Genomic DNA, 18,148 nt, shown 5'->3' on the forward strand with positions numbered 1-18,148 from the left:
GATGACCTTCGAACACCAGGGACTCCTCTTCCGCCATGAGAGACGGTTCCACGACGTGGCGTCGGAGCGGCTGCGATCCGCCGTCCGCGCCGACGCCCACGTCGTGCTCTCCGTCGCCGACCCGACCCCGCTCCTGAACGGGCTCGACCGGCACGAGCGAGGCAGGGTGGAGGTCATCGGGAGGGACGACCTCTACGAGGCCCCTGGGCGCACTCTGGCCGCCCTGCACCGCTTGGCCCTCCTCCACGGCCCGGGAGAGGTGAGCGTCGTGGCCGAGCCGCCACTGGCGCCGCTCGTCCACGGACCCACGATGGAGCTGCGCGAGTGGCACCGTCTGGAGTCAGTGTTGAGCACCGCGTTGGCGCCGATGCGCATGCGGATGCTGTGCGTGCACGACGAGCGCTCCCTGGGGCCGGGGGTGCGGGCCGCGATACGGGCGACGCACCCGACGCTCGTGGGCGAGGCGGGCCCGCGACCCAACCCCGCGTACCGCGGAACGGAGGCCTTCGGCCAGCGGCCGCTCGCGCCGGAACCGCTCTCCGTGCGGGGACCGGTGCACCGCCTGGAGATCGGGCAGTCGCTCCCCCGGCTGCGCGAGGAGATCGCGTCGCTCGCGAGCGCGGTCGGTCTGCCTCCGAGCCGCGTGGACAGCATGGTCGTGGCGGTGAACGAGCTCGCGGCGAACGTGCTCGAACACGGCGCGGGCAAGGGCAGCGTCCACCTGTGGCGGGCGCCGGACCGGTGGGTGTGCGACGTGTTCGACGAACACGGCGACCTCAGCGATCCGCTCGCCGGATACCGCCCGGCCGACACGCTCAGGTCGCGCGGCTACGGGCTGTGGATCACCCGGCAGACCTGCGACTTCCTGGAGATCTGCGGCAGCGGCGAGGGGTCGCTGACCCGGCTCCACTTCGTCGATCCGACGCGCGCGGACTCGGGCCGCACGGGGTGCGGCCGGAGTGCCGGGGTCAGCCCTTGAGCGTGTCCACGGCGTTGTCCGTGCTCGCGTCGATCGGGATGACCTGGTCGATACCGGCTATCACGAACAGGCGGTTCACCTGCTGCTGCGGTTCGGTGACGACGAGTCCGAGCCCGAGGTCACGGGCCTGACGGAAGGCCGAGACCAGCACCCCGATGCAGCGGGAGTCGCAGAAGCCCACCTTGGCCAGGTCCACCACCACACCGACGGGCAGGGGTGCGGACAGCACCTCGTCCAGAGCCTCCGCGAGCGCGGGCGAGGTGACCGCGTCCATCTCCCCCACGGGTGTCACGACGACGACGCCATCCTCGCGGCGGATCGAGATGTCTGACGTCACGCTCGGTTCTCCTTGTCGTTCGCGTGCACCGTGGGAGCTCGACGCACCCCGGGCGGACCGACCGCCACCGCGTACCGCGACGGCCCCGAACCCTCATCATGACGGCTCACTGTCACGCTCGGGACTCGGAGTGACCTCGACACGTAGGCGAACCCGCCGCCTCAGCGCCCGTCTGGCCTCGGACGGCGCGACCTCTGCGGTCCGGTGTTCTCCGCGACGAGGTCCCGGGCCACGTCCACGACCTTCTTCCGGTTACGCTGCGCGACCTGCCGCAGTGCCGCGAAGGCGGTGTCGGCGTCACAGCCCCGGGCGTGCATGATGATGCCCTTCGCCTGGTCGATCACGGTGCGCGCGGACATCGCGCGGCGCATGTGGGCGGACTCGCGGGCGGCGTCGGCCCGGCGGTCGGCCGTGTTCAGGGCCATCGCCGCGTGCTCGGCCAGCAGGGCGGTGAGCTGGGAGACAACCTCCTCGTCGAAGGCGTCGGCGCGCCCGGAGTGCACGCCGAACGTGAGGATGCGGTCCTCGTCACCGTCGTCCCCGGACAGCTTGCTGGGCTGGGTGACGGAGGAGCGGTCGCCGCACTGGACCGCCATGCTCGTGTACCGGGGCCAGCGGTGTTCCCGCAGCACATCCGCGACGCGGACCTGGGTCATCTCCCGGACCGCCTCCACGGTGGGGCCCTGGTCGGTCGTGTACTGGTGTTCCAGGGCCTCCGCGAGGTCGGAGTGCGAGGCGCCGTAGTCGGTGACCACGTGCCGGATGGAGCCGTCCCGGCCCACCACCTCGCGCCAGACCACCACGAGCGCGGCCGAGCAGCCGGGCACCCCGAGGGAGGCGGCCCGGCTCATCTGGTCCAGGGCGCGTTCGAGGGTGGTGTGCTCCTCCTGCCCCAACGCACCGATGTCACGGGCGAGGTGTTCGATCCACACAGTCCGAACCTCCTCCGACGATTCCCGGCTCCCCTCTCCAAAGGTAACCTTCGGGGGACCCTCGACCGGACCGGCCGGGTGTTCGGGCCCGTCGCCGGCGGGACGTCCTCGACGATGACCGGGAGATCGTGCGTGCCGGAGAAACTCGCCAGACTGCAACGGGAGATCGCCGCTCTGAGTGAGCGCATCAGCGCCCTGCGCAGTACGCACGCCATGTACCCCGACGACGCCCGGGGCACCGCCGAGGCCGCCCTGGCCGAGCTGGAGTACGCCGAACGCCTGCTGGAGTCCGCCGGGTCGGAACTGGCCCGGTCGCACAGCGAACCCCCCGAGCCACGCAGACCTGCCGACGAGGGCGACCGCGCCCTGCTGCGCGCGGTGTTCAACGAGCTCAGCGTGCCCGTGGTGCTGCTCGACCACGACGGCTACGTCCGCAGGATCAACGGGGCCGGGGCCACCCAGCTGGGCAGTGCCCCCGGCTACCTCACCGGCAAGCCCTTCACGCACTTCGTGGACCTGCGCAAGCGGGCCGCCATGCAGTCCTGGCTGGCCGCCGTCCTGCGCGGGGACGGTCCGGCGCACCTGGAGTCGAGGCTGGCCCAACGCGGCTGGGCGGAGGACGTGCACCTGACTCTCACCCGCCTGGAGCTGCCCACCGAGGCGCAGCCGCTGGTGCTGGTGGCGATGTCACCGCCCATGAGCGGGACCGAGGAGGAGGGCCCCGCCCCCCTGGAGTCCGAGGTCGAGGACCAGGTGGTCGTTCTGGCCGCGCGGCGGCTGGACGTGCTCACCCGGATGACCCGGCTGCTGCTGCGCGGCACCACCCCGACCCGGGACCTGGCCCTGACGGACGCCGCCGACCTCCTGGCCGACTCGTACGCCGACTGGGTGATCATCGACGTCTGCGACCTGCCCGAGGGTCCACGGGCGGCCCGCCGCGCGGCCGTGGTCGGCCCCGCCGACGCCCCCGAGGGGCAGCGCGAGGAGGTCGCGGGGCTCACCCCCGGCGACTCCGACATCCCCGGCGAGGTGCTGGGCCGGGGCCAGTCCCTGCTCTTCCCCCTGATCGAGGACGAGACGGTCCTGGGCCACTCGGGGAGCGGCGCGCCCCTCCTGTCGGCCCTGGGCGCGGGTTCGCTGCTGTCCGTCCCCCTGAGGGGCAGCCGTGGCGTACGCGGAGCCCTCACCCTGATCCGACGCAGCAACCGGGGCAGCTTCCGCCTCGCCGACCTCGGACTCATCGAGGAGATCGGCGAGCACATCGGGCTGGCTCTCCCGGCCCGCTAGAGGTGTTGGCTGTGCTTGTTGTGCATCTCCGCTTCGCTTCGATGCGTGTCCGGGCGCCCCGAAAGGCAGGAACCTTCGGCACCTACGGTGTGATGGCTCGTCCCTCGCAATCCCACCTCCGGCACCTCCAGAACCCTGCCGGCGCCCGAACCAAAACACCCCCCTTGTGGCCTCGGGCCCTGAGCGGGACTCCCGACTGTGGGTGGGCGTGAGTCCCGCCCGCACTCCTCCACCACAGGGGGGGTGCCCGTTCGGGCGCCGCCAGGGTTCTGCAAGACGAGTCAAGCCGCCAGCGAGGAACGAGCCAGGCACAGACGAGGATGAAGAATCCCTGGCTTCTTAGGCGCCCGAACACGCATCGAAGCGAAGCGGAGATGCAAAGAAGTGCTTCTACTCCGGCCCGTGCAGTGTGTCCACCAGGGTGGACAGCCGTGAGGCCGACCGGTCGACCCTGCGGACGGCGTCCACGAGCGGCTGGTCGACCTCCTGGTAGTTGTCGACGATGTGCTCGCGCAGGGCGGCGAGGTCGGTCTGGACCTGGCGGGAGCGCTGGGCGAGCTGTTCGGCCAGGACCCGGCCGGGTTCGCCGGTCTCCTGGTTGAGGACCCGCTGGAGCGACCTGGCCTGTTCGCGCATCTGTGCCTTGAGCTGGTGCAGCTCCACGAACACCTCGACCTTGGAGCGCAGCACCCACGGGTCGAACGGTTTGATCAGGAAGTCCACCGCGCGTGACGAGTAGCCGCGGAAGACCTGGTGCCGATCGACTTCCTGGGCGGTCAGGAAGATGATCGGCACGTCCTTGGTCTTCTCGCGCTGCTTGATGTGCGCGGCGGTCTCGTACCCGTCCATGCCCGGCATGATCACGTCGAGCAGGATGACCGCGAAGTCGGTGCCCAGAAGGTGCTTCAGCGCCTCCTCACCGGAGTTGGCCCGGACCAGGTTCTGGTCGAGGGACGTGAGGGCCGCCTCCAACGCGATGAGGTTCTCGTCGCGGTCGTCGACGAGAAGGATGTTGGCCTTCTGAGTCACTGCTGGCTACTCCGAGTCTTCGGTCGGGGCGGTACCGGTGCTGTCGGTGTCCCCGCTCGCGTCGTGGTTATCCCTGGTGTCACTGTGGTCGTCGGGGCCCGTGGCGCCATTGTGCCCGGACGGCGACCCGGCCGTCCCACCGGCCCTGAGATCGTCGCCCGCGGCACCGGCCCTGGTCTCCTCCGGGCCCGCCGTGAGCCACCGACGCATGACGTCCAGGAGGTGGTCCAGGTCCACCGGCTTGGTCACGTAGTCCGTGGCTCCCGCCGCGAGGCTGCGCTCCCGGTCACCCTGCATGGCCTTGGCCGTGAGGGAGATGATGGGCAGGTCCTCGAACTGCGGCATCTCCCGGATGCGCTGGGTGGTCTGGTTGCCGTCCAGCTCGGGCATCATCACGTCCATCAGGACGAGGGAGATGTCCTCGTTGGCCTCCAGCTTCTCGATGCCGGTGTGCCCGTTGTCAGCGTAGAGGACCTCCAGCCCCTGGGCTTCGAGAGCGCTGGTCAGGGCGAACACGTTGCGCACGTCGTCGTCGACGATCAGCACCCGCTGGCCCGCGAGCACCGCCCGACGTTCGGGGTCCGTGCGGGCCTCCACGGTCTCCTGGGCGTTCTCGGCCGACTCGGTCTCGGCCGGTTCGGGCGCCTTGAGCACCTGCACCATGGGCAGCGGTTCGGTCGTCTCGCCCGAGTCGGTCAGGGCCGCCACGACGGCGTCGAAGTCCTCGTCCGGAAGGTTGAGGTCGTCGTCGGACAGGTCCGGCAGGGAGTCGTACTCGATCCGGCTCGGCTCGATCGCGGGCACGGGCTCCAGGGCGGTGAGCTCGTCCGCGTTCTCCCCGGCGTCGTCGGGCAGGCGGACCGGGAGCAGCAGGGTGAAGGTCGACCCCTGGTTGGAGACGCTCTGGACCCGGATCTCGCCACCGAGCAGGCGGGCGAAGTTCCGGCTGATGGACAGGCCCAGGCCCGTGCCGCCGAAGCGTCGTGAGGTGCCGCCGTCACCCTGGTGGAAGGCCTCGAAGATCACCTGGAGCTTGTCCTCCGCGATCCCGATCCCGGTGTCGGCCACGGTGAACGCGATGACCTCCTCGTTCTCCACGAACATGTCGAGGTCGGCGTCCTCCAGCGCCCACGCGGGCTCGATCAGCAGCCGCACCTCGCCCTGCGGGGTGAACTTGACCGCGTTGGAGAGCAGGTTGCGCAGGATCTGCTGGAGCCGCTGCTCGTCGGTCCACAGCGTCTCCGGGATGTCCGGTGAGACGTCCACCGCGAACGCCAGCCCCTGCTCCCCGGTGACCGGCCGGAAGGTGGCCTCCACGTAGTCGACGAGCTGGGCGATGGAGACCTCGCTGGGCTGCACCTCGGCGCGGCCCGCCTCCACCTTGGACAGGTCCAGGATCTCGTCGATGAGCAGCAGCAGGTCGCTGCCGGCCTTGTGGATGGTCTGCGCGAACTCCACCTGCTTCGCGGACAGGTTCTGCTCGGCGTTGTCCGCGAGCAGGCGGGCCAGGATCAGCAGGCTGTTCAGCGGCGTACGCAGCTCGTGCGACATGTTGGCCAGGAACTCGGACTTGTACTTGGACGAGACCTGGAGCTGGTGGGCGCGCTCCTCCAGCGCGTTCCGGGAGCGCTGGATCTGCTGGTTCTGGAGTTCGATCGCGCGGTTCTGGTTGGCCAGCTGGGTGGCCTTCTGCCGCAGCTCCGCGTTCTTGCCGCGCAGCTCCTCCTGCTGGCGCTGGAGCTCGTTGGAGCGTTCGCGCAGCTGGCTGGTGAGCTGCTGGGACTGTTCGAGCAGGTGCTCGGTGCGGTTGTTGGCCAGGATGGTGTTGATGGTGGTGCCCAGCAGGGCCACCAGCTGGCGCAGGAAGTTCTTGTGGATCTCCCGGAACTCGTCGTAGGACGCGAACTCGATGACGCCGAGCGAGCGCCCCTCGGTGACGATGGGGAGGATGTACAGGTTGCGCGGCTGCGCCCCGCCCAGTGCGGACTCGACCGTCACGTAGCCGGGCGGGATGTTCGACACCTGCTGCTCGACCTGCTGGGACAGGGCCTCTCCGGCCAGCCCCACGCCCTTGCGGATGCGCTGTCGCCCCTCGGGCGGGTCGAAGCCGAACCCGGCGTAGAGGCGGAAGACACCCTCGTTGTCCTGGTCCTCGGGCAGGTAGCAGGCACCGTGCTGGGCGTGGATGAGCGGCGTCACCTCGGTCATGATCAGGCGGGCGAGCTCGTTGAGGTCGCGGTGGCCCTGGATGTGACCGGAGATGCGGGCCAGGTTGGACTTGAGCCAGTCGGCGTCGGCCTGGTCGGCGGTGGTCTCGCGCAGGTTGGACACCATCAGGTTGATGTTGTCCTTGAGCTGTTCCATCTCGCCGCGCGTGTCGACCTGGATGTTGCGGGTCAGGTCGCCCTTGGCGACGGCGTTGGCGACCTCCGCGATCGCGCGGACCTGCGTGGTGAGGTTGCCCGCCAGCCCGTTCACGCTGTCGGTCAGCTGCTTCCAGGTACCGGTCACGCCCTCGACCTTGGCCTGGCCGCCCAGCTGACCCTGGCTGCCCACCTCGTGCGCCACGCGGGTGACCTCGGTGGCGAAGGCCGACAGCTGGTCGACCATGGTGTTCACCGTCGTCTTGACCTCGAGGATCTCCCCCTGGGCGTTGACGTCGATCTTCTTGGTGAGGTCACCGGCGGCGACGGCGGTCGTGACCTCGGAGATGTTGCGCACCTGCGTGGTGAGGTTGTGCGACATCGAGTTCACGTTCTCGGTGAGGTCGTTCCAGATGCCGGAGACGCCCTTGACGCTGGCGCGACCGCCCAGCTTGCCCTCGGTGCCCACCTCGCGGGCCACCCGGGTCACCTCGTCCGCGAAGGCGGAGAGCTGGTCCACCATCACGTTGATGGTGTCCTTCAGCTCCAGCATCTCGCCCTTGGCGTTGACGGTGACCTTCTTGGTCAGGTCTCCGGCGGCGACCGCCCGCGTGACCATGGAGATCTGCCGCACCTGGTAGGTCAGGTTGTTGGCCATGGAGTTCACGTTGTCCGTGAGGTCCTTCCAGACCCCGGACACGTCGCGCACGTGGGCCTGACCGGCCAGCTTGCCCTCGGTACCCACTTCGCGGGCGACCCTGGTGACCTCGTCCGCGAACGTCGACAACTGGTCCACCATCTTGTTGATGGTGTCCTTCATGTCGAGCATCTCGCCTTGAGCGTCGACCGTGATCTTCTTGCTGAGGTCACCCTTGGCGACCGCCGTCGTGACCTGGGAGATGTTGCGGACCTGGTAGGTGAGGCTGTTGGCCATCGAGTTGACGTTGTCGGTCAGGTCCTTCCAGATGCCCGACACGCCCTTGACGTTGGCGCTGCCGCCCAGCTTGCCCTCGGTGCCGACCTCGCGGGCGACCCGGGTGACCTCCTCGGTGAAGCCGCTCATCTGGTCGGCCATCCGGTTCACGGTGTTGGCCAGGCGCAGGAGGTCGCCCTTGAGTTCGCCCCGGCGGCCCTCGGTGGAGGCCCTGCGGTTCAGTTCGCCCTCGGCCACCGAGTCCAGGACCCGGGCGACGTCGGTGACGGGTTCCGCGACCTCGTCGAGGAGGATGTTGAGGGCCCGGGCGCTGTTGCCCCACGCGCCCCGCGCCGGGTGGACGTTGACCCGCTCGTTGAGACGGCCCTCGTCGCGCACGACGTCACCGACCCGCTGGAGTTCGGTGCTGAGCTGTTCGCTGTGGTCGATCACCTCGTTGAACACCGAGGTGATCTCGCGGAGTTTGCCGCTGCCGCGCGACCTGAGCCGGACACTGAAGTCGCCGTCACGCATCCGGTACAGGGCACTCAGGATCTCGTCGAGCTGGTCGTCGGCCAGTTCCGTGACCGCCTCGGGCATGAACCCCTCCTCAATCCCGCACGTCTTCTCGGCCACCGAACGCGCACGGCCCACGGTGAAAGGGCCCCGCGCGCGTCGCGCGCACGGGACTCTGGGGGCGCACGTGCCTCACGCGCGCCCCTGGTGACATCCCGTCACGCTACCGTCGCGGAATACCACCCGAAAGAAGCGGATGTGTCGTCTTACACTAACTGCCTGAGCCAAAGCGCACAGGAGTGTTGGCCATGTTGCCCTTTCGCTCATGGCTGACCGACCCCGGGGCAGGCCCGGGCACGCCGTTCCCCTGAGGGGTCACGGAAGGTTCGGGGTGGTTCGGGGTTCCCCGGGAGGACGGCACGCGTATCGTGGCAGTGACCACCCCTCCCACACCCGCGCCCAGTGACGAAGGACACCGACGGCTTGGCAGCACAAGACGCGTTGAAGGTCGCACGACGAGAGTTCCCCCCGGCTCCCGAGACCGCGGCGGCCGCCCGAGAGTTCGTGCACGACACCCTCCTCAGCTGGGGTGTGCCCGATCCCTTCGACGACATCATCCTGCTGGTGAGCGAGCTGGTCACCAACGCCGTCATCCACGCGGACTCCGCGCTGGAGGTGACGGTGCGCCGCTCGGAGGGGTCGACCGAGGTGATGGTCACCGACTCCGCTCCCGAGCGCGCCGTCCCGCAGGCGGGGCCGCTCGCCGTGGACACCTCGCCCTCCACGGGCGACGAGCGCAGCGGGGGCCTGGGACTGGCCCTGGCGTCGGCCATCGCGTCCAGCTGGGGCGTGAGCTACGGGCGCAACGACAAGGCCGTGTGGTTCCGGATCGAGGACCGGCCGGACGACTACCCGTCGTTGGAGTCCCCTCCGGTGCGCCGTGGCCCCTCCCGCCCGGTGCGGCCGCCCGCGTGGTCCGCGCTGGACTCCGCGCTGGGCTCCCGGCTTTCCCTGCCCCAGCTGCTCGAACGCACCGTGGAGTACTCGACCACCGCGCTGAGCGGGGACGCGGCGTACGTCGCGCTGGCGACCTCCGACGAGACCATGTGGGAGGTGCGCTCCGCGGTGGGGCTCACCGGCGGCGCTCCCTGGCGTCCGCTGCGGGTGCGCTCGGAGGAGATCTTCCCGTCGGCCGCGCCCGAGCCCGGCCCCGTGATCAACGACGACATGATGATCTCCCGCACCACCCGGGGCGCCCTGGCCAGGGCCGGGATGCGTTCGCTGGTGACAGCGCCGCTGATCGTCGACGGCCGGGTGACGGGTCTGCTCGGTGTGGCCTCCACGCGGGCCCGGCACTTCGGTCCCGCGGCGGCCAAGCGGCTCCAGGAGGGCGCCGACCTGATCGCGCTGCCGGTGGAGCGGTCCCGGCTGGCCGAGGTCGAGCTGAGCCGTCGCGCCTCGCTGAGCTTCCTGGCGGAGGCCAGCGACCTGCTCGCGGGCACCCTGGACGAGCGGATGACGGGTGCGCTGGCCGCGCAGCTGATCACCTCTCGGCTGGGCCGGTGGTGCGCCATCCACACCATCAACGAGCTCGGGATCTCCAGGCTCACCCACGTGGTGCACGGCGACGAGAACCTCAACGACGTCCTGCGTTCCCTGCTGACCGCGCTGCCCCCGCGCGAGCAGCGCGAACCCGGTCCGCTGTGGTCGCACAAGGACCTGGTCCAGGAGGGTCTGGACGAGCAGATGACCGGCTCGATCGCGCGCGGCCCGGCGATCAGCATCCCGCTGGTGGCCCACGGGCGCGCGCTCGGCCGGATGACCATCGGCAAGAACGACTCGGACGACTTCACCCGCGAGGAGGCCGACGTCGCGGACGACCTCAGCCGCCGGGTGGCGTCGGCCATGGAGAACGCGCGGCTGCACGAGCGGCACACGTCGATGAGCACGGCGCTCCAGCGCAGCCTGCTGCCGCCCAAGGACAAGGAGCCGGTGATCCCCGGTGTGGACCACGCGGTCTACTACCGGCCCTCGGACGAGCGCAGCGAGGTGGGCGGGGACTTCTACGACGTGTTCTCGGCGAGCGGGCGCTGGTGCTTCGCCATCGGTGACGTGTGCGGCACCGGCCCGGAGGCCGCGGCGGTCACGGGGCTGGCCCGGCACACGCTGCGCGCCCTGGCCCGGGAGGGGTTCACCCCGGCGCACATCATGCAGCGGCTGAACCTGGCGATCCTGGACGAGAACACCTCGACCCGGTTCCTGACGATGCTCTACGGGGAGATGACCCCGGCCACCGACGAGGCTGGCGGGATGCGCGTGCGCATGGTCTCGGCCGGGCACCCGCTGCCGCTGCGCCTCAACCAGAAGGGCGAGGTCGAGCCCTTCGGCACCTCGCAGCCGCTGCTGGGCGCCTTCGAGGACGTGGGTTTCAGCACCGAGAGCGTGGACATCCGCCCCGGAGAAGTGGTGCTGGCCGTGACGGACGGCGTCACCGAGCGCCGCAGCGGCTCGGACATGCTCGGTGACGAGGGTCTGATGAAGATCTTCTCCGGCGCGGCGGGCCTCACCGCGCAGGCGGTGATCAGCCGGATCGACCGTGAGCTGGAGGAGTACGCCCCGGGCGGCAACTCCGACGACACCGCGATGCTGGTCCTGCGCTTCCTGTAGCCCGTTCCCCGGCCCTGTCGCCCCCGCCCCGCCCGGAGCGGGGGTGACGTGCGTGCGGTCAGAGCCAGCCCATGTCCTGGGCGGTGCGGATGGCGGACATGCGGTTGTCGGCACCGGTCTTCCCGATGGCGTTGGACAGGTAGTTGCGGACCGTGCCCTCGGTGAGGTGCAGGGCCGCGGCGATGCGGGCGACGGTCGCGCCGTCGGCGGCGGCGCGCAGCACCTCGGCCTCGCGGTCGGTGAGCGGGCTCTCCCCGCCGACCATCGCGGCGGCGGCCAGTTCGGTGTCGATGTAGCGTCCGCCCTCGTGGACCCTGCGGATGGCCCCGGCGAGCTGTTCGACCGGGGCGTCCTTGGCGAGGAAGCCCCGGGCCCCGGAGGTCAGGGCGCGGCGCAGGTAGCCGGGGCGGCCGAAGCTGGTGAGGATGACGACCCCGCAGTCGGGGGCGCGCCGCTTGAGTTCGGCGGCGGCCTCCAGCCCGGTGGCGCCGGGCATCTCGATGTCCAGGACGGCCACGGCGGCCCCGTGTTCGAGGACGGTGTCCACCACCTGGTCGCCCCGGCCCACCTCCGCGACGACCTCCAGGTCGTCCTCCAGTCCGAGGAGCGCGGCGATCGCTCCGCGCACCAGGTGTTCGTCGTCGGCGAGCACGAGCTTGATCACGGGTGGGGCCTTCCCTGTCGTTCCGGGTCCTGGAGGCGGGGGCGGGGTATCGTTTCGGACATTGTGGTACATGGATCCCCTGCCTTCGCGGGGGAGTACACATCGGGGCACACCGCCGACCAGGGCCGGAGCCAACTCGAAACCACGCTGTATCGGGCTCTCACCCTGTTCTAACCCACGCCCCCCAAGATGAAGCAAGTCAGTACATCGTCCCGTCAGCTGGAGGATGAGTTGCACCCGAACGACCCGAGTGAAGGTCCGGAGACCGGTGCTGGAGCCGAGCACGGCGACGCCGAGCACGGTCGCACCGGGTCCGGTGCCACGGACCAGCCCGAGACCGGTGGGGCATCCTTCGAGGGCTCCCTCCCCGAGGACGACGGCGTGACCGGTCAGGAGGCGCCGGGCGAGCCGGCCCCCGGCCCGTCCGCACCCCACTTCTCCGCGCCCGAGGGCCCCGAGCCCGGCTGGGCGACCGGCCCCAACGACACGGACCGGGCCTCCTACGTCTTCCCCGGCCCCGAGGGCCACCCGGGTACCGCTCCCGGTGCCGCACCGGAGGGCCCCCGGCCCGCCGACGGCCCCGAGCGTCCCGGCGGGGGCGGCGGTTTCGGCGCTCCGCAGGGCCCGCCCGCGGGGCACCCGGTTCCCGGGGCTCCGCCCCAGGGCCCGCCCACCGCGGCCTTCATGGCCGGGGGGCACGGCGGCCCGCAGGGGCCCGGCGGCGTCGGTGGCGGGTACCCCCGAGGTCCGCAGCAGACGGGTCCGTTCGGCCCGCCGCAGTACCAGCAGTTCGGCCCGGGGCCGTTCCCCGGTCAGCCGCAGCAGGCCGAGCGCAGGCGCGGCACCAGTCGGATCGTGGTCGTGGCGGCGGCGACCGCCCTGGTCACCAGCCTCATCGTCGGACCGGCGGCCGCTCTGGGCACCGCCTACCTGATGCCCGGTGGGGCGAGCTCACCGATCAGTTCGCTCACCGGCGAGCAGGGGTCGACCGCGACCGAGGGCGCCGTCGGTGACGTCGCGGACCAGGTCCTGCCCAGCGTGGTCTCCATCCAGACCAGCGCGGGCGGCGGCAGCGGCGTGATCATCTCCTCGGACGGCCAGATCCTGACCAACGCGCACGTGGTGGAGGCGGCCGGTGAGGGCCCCCTGCTCGTGCGGTTCAACGACGGCACCTCGGCGGAGGCGGAGCTGCTCGGGGCCGACCCGGTCTCCGACATCGCCGTGCTCAAGGCCCAGGGCCGTAACGACCTGACCCCGGCCACGCTCGGGGACTCCGACCAGGTGGGCGTCGGCGGCGACGTGGTGGCGATCGGTTCGCCGCTCGGGCTGTCCGGCACCGTGACCACGGGCGTGGTCAGCGCCCTCAACCGTCCGGTGAACACCGGTGCCACCGAGAGCGGCGACAGCCAGACCGCGACGGTGATCAACGCGATCCAGACCGACGCCGCGATCAACCCCGGCAACTCCGGCGGCCCGCTGGTGAACATGTCCGGTGAGGTGATCGGCGTCAACACCGCCATCGCCGGGCTGTCCCAGGAGAGCGGTTCGGTGGGTCTGGGGTTCGCCATCCCCATCAACCAGGTCCGGCCGATCACCGAGCAGCTGATCGAGACCGGCAGCGCCAGCTACCCGGCCATCCAGGCCACCATCGCGCCCAGCCCGGTCGGCGGCGCGCAGATCATGGACCTGACCAAGGACGGGGCCGCCGAGAAGGCGGGCCTGAAGGTCGAGGACGTGGTCGTGTCCGTGAACGGTGAGGCCGTGTCCTCGCCGGACCAGCTGATCGCCCAGATCCGTGCCCTCCGGCCCGGCGACGAGGTCACCCTGGGCGTGCTGCCCGGTGGCAGCGGCTCGGAGCAGGAGGTCACGGTGACGCTGGGCGAGCAGAGCGCCGCGGCGGCCGAGGAGGAGGCCTCGGAGATCGAGGAGGACTGACGGGGGCGTCTTCCTTCCCTTTCTCCGATCCCAGGACGGGGGCGGGCTGGCCGCGGGGGCCGGCCCGCCCCCGTCCGCTGTGCGGGGGTCGTTGGTCCCGAACCGACACTCCCCGCCCGGGGATGGTGACTTGACACACAAAGGCGGACACGGAGAGTATTCATCCCTGCGCCTTGTGCTAGGTCGCCGGTCGCCTCGGCGTCACCGGAAGGACGGCGACGGTCCATACCGGTGGACCACACTCGTGGCAGCCACACCGGACCAGAGCACGGCCCAGCCGCTCGACGCCTCCAGGAGAACCGGTATGTCCACGTCCTTCGCATCGAAGTCCCCCACCGTTCCCCGGTCTCCGGAGCAGGGACGCGGGGGGCGCCGCGTCCGGGTCCTCATCGGCACCGACACCTACCCGCCGGACGTGAACGGCGCCGCCTACTTCACCGCCCGGCTCGCCCACGGCCTGGCCGGACGCGGGGCCGAGGTGCACGTCCTGGGCCCCTCCCCCACGGGCCGCCCCTACGTGGCCGAGCGGGACGGGGTGGTGGAGCACCGGCTGCGGTCCATGCCGTCGCTGGCGCACGAGAGCGTGCGCCTGGCACTGCCGCCCGGGGTGCGCGGGCACCTGAACCGGCTCCTGGACCGGTTGCGCCCCGACACCGTGCACATCCAGAACCACTTCCTGGTCGGGCGGATGCTCACCCACGCCGCGCGTGCCCACGGAATCCCGGTGGTGGCCACCAACCACTTCATGCCCGAGAACCTCTTCGACCCCATGCGCGTACCGGAGTCCCTGCGCCCGTACGCGGCCCGGCTGGCCTGGTGGGACCTGGGTCGCGTCCTGTCCGGGGTCGAGCACGTGACCACGCCGACCCCGGCCGCCGCCGAGCTCCTGACGGACCAGGGGTTCGCCCGCCCGGTGGAGCCGGTCTCCTGCGGCATCGACCTGGTGCGTTTCCAGCCGCTGCCCGGCAGGGCCCGTGCCGCCGAGCGGAGGCGTCTGCGGGAGGGGTTCGGAATCCCCGATCTCACGACGATGCTGTTCGTGGGCCGCCTGGACGAGGAGAAGAACGCCGACGAGCTGGTCAGGGCCGTCCGTCTCCTTCCCGGGGTCCAGCTGGTGCTGGCCGGACACGGCGCGCACCGGGCGCGGCTGGAGGAGCTCGCCCGCGCGGAGGGGGTCACCGACCGGGTGCTCTTCCTCGGGTTCGTCTCCCACGAGGACCTGCCCGACGTGTACCGGTGCGCGGACGTGTTCACCATCGCGGGAACGGCCGAGCTCCAGAGCATCGCCACCCTGGAGGCCATGGCCAGCGGTCTGCCCGTGGTGGCGGCCGACGCCATGGCCCTGCCCCACCTGGTGGAGGAGGGCCGCAACGGCTACCTGTACCGGCCCGGCCACCCCGACGAGCTGGCGGAGCGGCTGCGCCTGGTGGTGGAAGACGAGGCGGCGCGAGCACGGATGGGCGAGCACAGTCGGCTGATGGCGTCCCGGCACAGTCTGGAGGACTCGCTGGAACGCTTCGAGCGGATCTACCGGGACGCGACGGTCGGCACCCGCCCCTGGTGAGGGCCGGGTCCCGAAACGTCGGTACTTCCTGGTTCGCTCTCCGGGAACGGCACTCGACCAGAGGAGCGTCCATGGGCACCTGGGGCAGCGGGAACCTCGACAACGACACGGCCGCCGACCACCTGTCCGGCGTCGTCGAACGGCTCGTCGGGGAGGTCGCCGCGGTGATGGCCGGCGACCCGGTCGAGTGGGAGGCGGACGAGTACTGGGGCGACGCCGTACCGTGCCACCTGGAGCTGCTGTACGTCCTCGCGCGTGAGGGCTACTCGGGTGGGCGGCTGCCCGCACCCGAGGTGGTCCTCGGGTGGCGGCGGGACTACATGGCGGCCTGGGAGCGGAGCATCGACGGCCTCGAACCCTCTCCCCGGTTCAGGGAGGAGCGCCGGGCCGTCCTGCTCCGCACCTTCGACCAGCTGGCCGAGCTGTCAGGCGCCCCGGGCTCCCCCTCAGGGGCCGGTCAGGGCGGGCTCCCCGGACCCGGTCGACCGGGCGGCTGACCCGGCTGACCCGGCTGACCGGGCTGACCGGGCGACGATCCCGGCGACGGCCCGAGCGGTCCGGCGGGCGGCTGCCCCTGGGGAGCCGACGGCGGAGGTCCCTGCGGGTGTCCCGGCGGAGTGGCCGGTGGCCCCTGGGGACCCGACTGAGACCCCGGCGGAGTGGCCGGTGGCCCCTGCGGCACGGGCGGCTGACCGTCCTGCGGCGGCTGGTGGAGCGGCAGCTGGAGGCCGATCACCATGCCACCGCCCTCACGGTTGCGGGCGAACACCCGGCCGCCGTGGGTCTGCGCGATCTCCCGCACCATGGCCAGGCCCAGACCCGAGCCGGGCAGGCCGCGCGCGACCGTGGCCCGGAAGAAGCGCTCGAAGAGGTGCCCGATCTCGGCCGGGTCCACCCCCGGGCCCCGGTCCAGGACCTCCACCACTCCCCCGCGGACCCGGATGACGATCGGCGCGTTCCCGTCGGGGTCGAACTTGGCGGAGTTCTCCACCGGGTTGGCCAGAGCGCGCTCCAGCGACCCCGGACGGCCCCACACCACGCTGTCGTCGGCGTCCACCAGGATCTCCCGGCCGGTGCGCCGTCGGCTGCGCGCCGCCACCCGCTCCGCGATCCCGGCGAGCGCCACCGCGCTCGGCGTCTCGTCCTCGTGGTTGCCGGTCGCCAGCCCGACCAGCTCGTTGACCAGGCCGGTGAGCTCCCGGGTCTCCCCCTGGAGGTCGTCGATCAGCCGCTGCCTGCCCTCCGGGCTCAGCCGGTCCACCCGGCCCAGCACCTGGACGTTGGTGTGCAGGCTGGTGAGCGGGGTCCTCAGTTCGTGCGCGGCGTCCTGCACGAGACGGCGCTGTTCGTCCTTGGACCGGGCCAGGCGGGCCAGCATCGCGTTGAACGCGCTGCTCAGCCGCCCCACCTCGTCGTTGCCCGGCTCCTCCGGGGCACCGACCGCGCCGACCGCGTCGGCTCGTTCCCCGGTGCCGTTACGGTTCGGGGTGACGGGGTCCAGGCGACCGGTGGAGCTCACGTACTCGGCCGCGTCGGTCAGCCGGACCAGGCGGCCGGTGATGCGGTGGCCGACCAGCCAGCCCACCGAGGCCGCGCACAGGGCGACCAGCAGCCCCACCCACAGGATCTGGACGGCCAGCCGTCCGATCATCTGCTCCACCGGCGACAGCCGTTGCAGGAGCTGGATCGCCCCGTGTCCCTCTCCCAGGGACACGGTGCCCACCCGGTACTCCTGGCCCTGGACCAGGGTCTCGCGGGTGTCCACCACCCCGGCGTCGTCGGCCCGCGCCACCTCCAGGTCCTCGCCGGTGGGACTGAAGGAGGAGAGTTCGTGCCGGTTGGCGAGCAGCTGCGCCCAGGTGCCGTCCGGGGTGAGGATCTGGGCGTCCAGGCTGCCGGGCGCCAGGAAGGTGAAGGTGCTGCCGTCCGGGGCGTCCTGGTTGTTCCTCGCGGAGATCTCCAGCTGCCGGGACAGGTTCTGCACGGCCTCGTTGAACTCGCTCTCGGCGTCAGCCCGGATGAGCGCGGCGGCGGTGCTGTAGGCCAGGGTGCCGACCAAAGCGATGGTGACCGCCGCGACCAGGGCGAACAGCACGGCGAACCGGGTGCCGAGGCGCCACTCGCCGGGGTGCAGGACGACGCTGCCGCGCGAGGCGCCGTTGGCGGCGGGAGCTCCGGTGGGGTCCGTCGTGGGTGCGTTCACGGGCCTCACCCCTGGGGACGCAGCGTGTACCCGACGCCCCGGACCGTCTGGATCAACGGCGGACCGCCGTCCTCCAGCTTGCGGCGCAGGTAGCTGATGTAGACCGCGAGGTTCTTGGACTCGGGGCCGAAGTCGTAGCCCCAGATGCGGTCGTAGATGGTGGCGTGGTCCAGCACGATCCCGGCGTTGCGCATGAGGAGTTCGAGCAGGTCGAACTCGGTCTTGGACAGCTCGATCTCCCGCTCGCCCCGCCAGACCCGGCGGGCCCGGCCGTCCAGGCGCAGCTCGCCCACCCGCAGCGGTGCGTCCCCGTCGACCTCCTCCGGCACCGGCGCGGCCCGGCGCAGCAGGGCGCGCAGCCGGGCCAGGAGCTCGTCCAGCTCGAAGGGCTTGGCGAGGTAGTCGTCGGCACCGGCGTCCAGCCCCGCCACCCGCTCCGGGGTCTCCACCCTGGCGGTGAGCATGAGGATCGGGGTGCGGTCGTGTTCCGCGCGCAGCACACGGGCCACGCCGAGCCCGTCGACCCCGGGCATCATCACGTCGAGGACGAGCAGGTCCACGGGGTCCGCGTGCACGGCGGCCAGGGCCTGGACGCCGTCCGCCGCCGTCCGCACCGTGTACCCCTCCAGTTGGAGGGCGCGTTCCAGGGACTCCCTGATGGCCCGGTCATCGTCGGCGATCAGGACGGTGGCGGTGCTTTCCATGGCCCCATGCTCTCCCACGTTGGTGAGAGGGCGGTAAGAGGCGGGCCGGAGGAAG

The 18,148-nt window shown here is 71.4% G+C and carries 13 protein-coding genes; 6 read left to right on the forward strand and 7 right to left on the reverse strand.

Annotation, left to right across the window (positions count from 1 at the left end; genetic code table 11):
- Window position 1 precedes the first annotated feature (1 nt).
- The gene (locus ACFW3L_RS09790; RefSeq protein WP_378738380.1) at window positions 2-979 is read left to right on the forward strand and encodes an anti-sigma factor RsbA family regulatory protein; all 978 of its coding nucleotides are present in this window, start codon (window positions 2-4) and stop codon (window positions 977-979) included.
- Here the strand turns inward: ACFW3L_RS09790 and ACFW3L_RS09795 are convergent.
- A complete protein-coding gene (locus ACFW3L_RS09795) occupies window positions 969-1,316 on the reverse strand; it encodes an STAS domain-containing protein (protein ID WP_378738382.1) in 348 nt (115 codons plus the stop codon). The genes ACFW3L_RS09790 and ACFW3L_RS09795 overlap by 11 nt on opposite strands.
- Window positions 1,317-1,477: 161 nt before the next feature.
- Window positions 1,478-2,248 carry an ANTAR domain-containing response regulator gene (locus tag ACFW3L_RS09800; RefSeq protein ID WP_378738385.1) on the reverse strand — a complete coding sequence of 257 codons (771 nt, stop codon included), beginning with the start codon at window positions 2,246-2,248 and terminating at the stop codon, window positions 1,478-1,480.
- A gap of 132 nt (window positions 2,249-2,380) precedes the next feature.
- On the opposite strand from ACFW3L_RS09800, the gene ACFW3L_RS09805 reads away from it, so the two are divergent.
- Complete coding sequence (locus ACFW3L_RS09805; RefSeq protein ID WP_378738387.1) at window positions 2,381-3,535, forward strand: GAF domain-containing protein; 1,155 nt, start codon at window positions 2,381-2,383, stop codon at window positions 3,533-3,535.
- Between the two features lie 390 nt (window positions 3,536-3,925).
- Here ACFW3L_RS09805 and ACFW3L_RS09810 read toward each other — a convergent pair whose 3' ends face one another.
- Both ACFW3L_RS09810 and ACFW3L_RS09815 read right to left on the reverse strand, forming a co-directional pair.
- Window positions 3,926-4,564, reverse strand: coding sequence for a two-component system response regulator (locus ACFW3L_RS09810; RefSeq protein WP_378738389.1), 639 nt, complete (start codon window positions 4,562-4,564; stop codon window positions 3,926-3,928).
- Between the two features lie 6 nt (window positions 4,565-4,570).
- The gene (locus tag ACFW3L_RS09815; protein ID WP_378738391.1) at window positions 4,571-8,440 is read right to left on the reverse strand and encodes a HAMP domain-containing protein; all 3,870 of its coding nucleotides are present in this window, start codon (window positions 8,438-8,440) and stop codon (window positions 4,571-4,573) included.
- A gap of 417 nt (window positions 8,441-8,857) precedes the next feature.
- Here ACFW3L_RS09815 and ACFW3L_RS09820 point away from each other — a divergent pair, with 417 nt between their 5' ends.
- Window positions 8,858-11,023: a SpoIIE family protein phosphatase gene (locus ACFW3L_RS09820; protein ID WP_378739051.1), complete on the forward strand. Its 2,166-nt coding sequence runs from the start codon at window positions 8,858-8,860 to the stop codon at window positions 11,021-11,023.
- A 58-nt stretch (window positions 11,024-11,081) separates the two neighbouring features.
- Here ACFW3L_RS09820 and ACFW3L_RS09825 read toward each other — a convergent pair whose 3' ends face one another.
- The gene (locus tag ACFW3L_RS09825) at window positions 11,082-11,687 is read right to left on the reverse strand and encodes a response regulator (protein ID WP_378738393.1); all 606 of its coding nucleotides are present in this window, start codon (window positions 11,685-11,687) and stop codon (window positions 11,082-11,084) included.
- Between the two features lie 231 nt (window positions 11,688-11,918).
- Here ACFW3L_RS09825 and ACFW3L_RS09830 point away from each other — a divergent pair, with 231 nt between their 5' ends.
- The 3 genes from ACFW3L_RS09830 (at window position 11,919) to ACFW3L_RS09840 (ending at window position 15,683) form a co-directional block, all read left to right on the forward strand.
- On the forward strand, window positions 11,919-13,622 hold the full coding sequence (locus ACFW3L_RS09830; RefSeq protein ID WP_378738395.1) for a trypsin-like peptidase domain-containing protein: 1,704 nt from the start codon (window positions 11,919-11,921) through the stop codon (window positions 13,620-13,622).
- A gap of 304 nt (window positions 13,623-13,926) precedes the next feature.
- Entirely contained in the window at window positions 13,927-15,186 is a 1,260-nt protein-coding gene (locus ACFW3L_RS09835; RefSeq protein ID WP_378739053.1) for a glycosyltransferase, read from the forward strand.
- Between the two features lie 71 nt (window positions 15,187-15,257).
- A complete protein-coding gene (locus ACFW3L_RS09840) occupies window positions 15,258-15,683 on the forward strand; it encodes a DUF4259 domain-containing protein (RefSeq protein WP_378738398.1) in 426 nt (141 codons plus the stop codon).
- Here the strand turns inward: ACFW3L_RS09840 and ACFW3L_RS09845 are convergent.
- A complete protein-coding gene (locus ACFW3L_RS09845) occupies window positions 15,644-17,320 on the reverse strand; it encodes an ATP-binding protein (RefSeq protein WP_378739055.1) in 1,677 nt (558 codons plus the stop codon). The two genes, ACFW3L_RS09840 and ACFW3L_RS09845, sit on opposite strands and share 40 nt — an antisense overlap.
- A gap of 74 nt (window positions 17,321-17,394) precedes the next feature.
- Entirely contained in the window at window positions 17,395-18,093 is a 699-nt protein-coding gene (locus tag ACFW3L_RS09850) for a response regulator transcription factor (RefSeq protein WP_378738400.1), read from the reverse strand.
- Window positions 18,094-18,148 lie beyond the last annotated feature (55 nt).

The sequence above is a fragment of the Nocardiopsis sp. NPDC058789 genome (assembly GCF_042745575.1).
GTDB lineage: Bacteria > Actinomycetota > Actinomycetes > Streptosporangiales > Streptosporangiaceae > Nocardiopsis > Nocardiopsis eucommiae.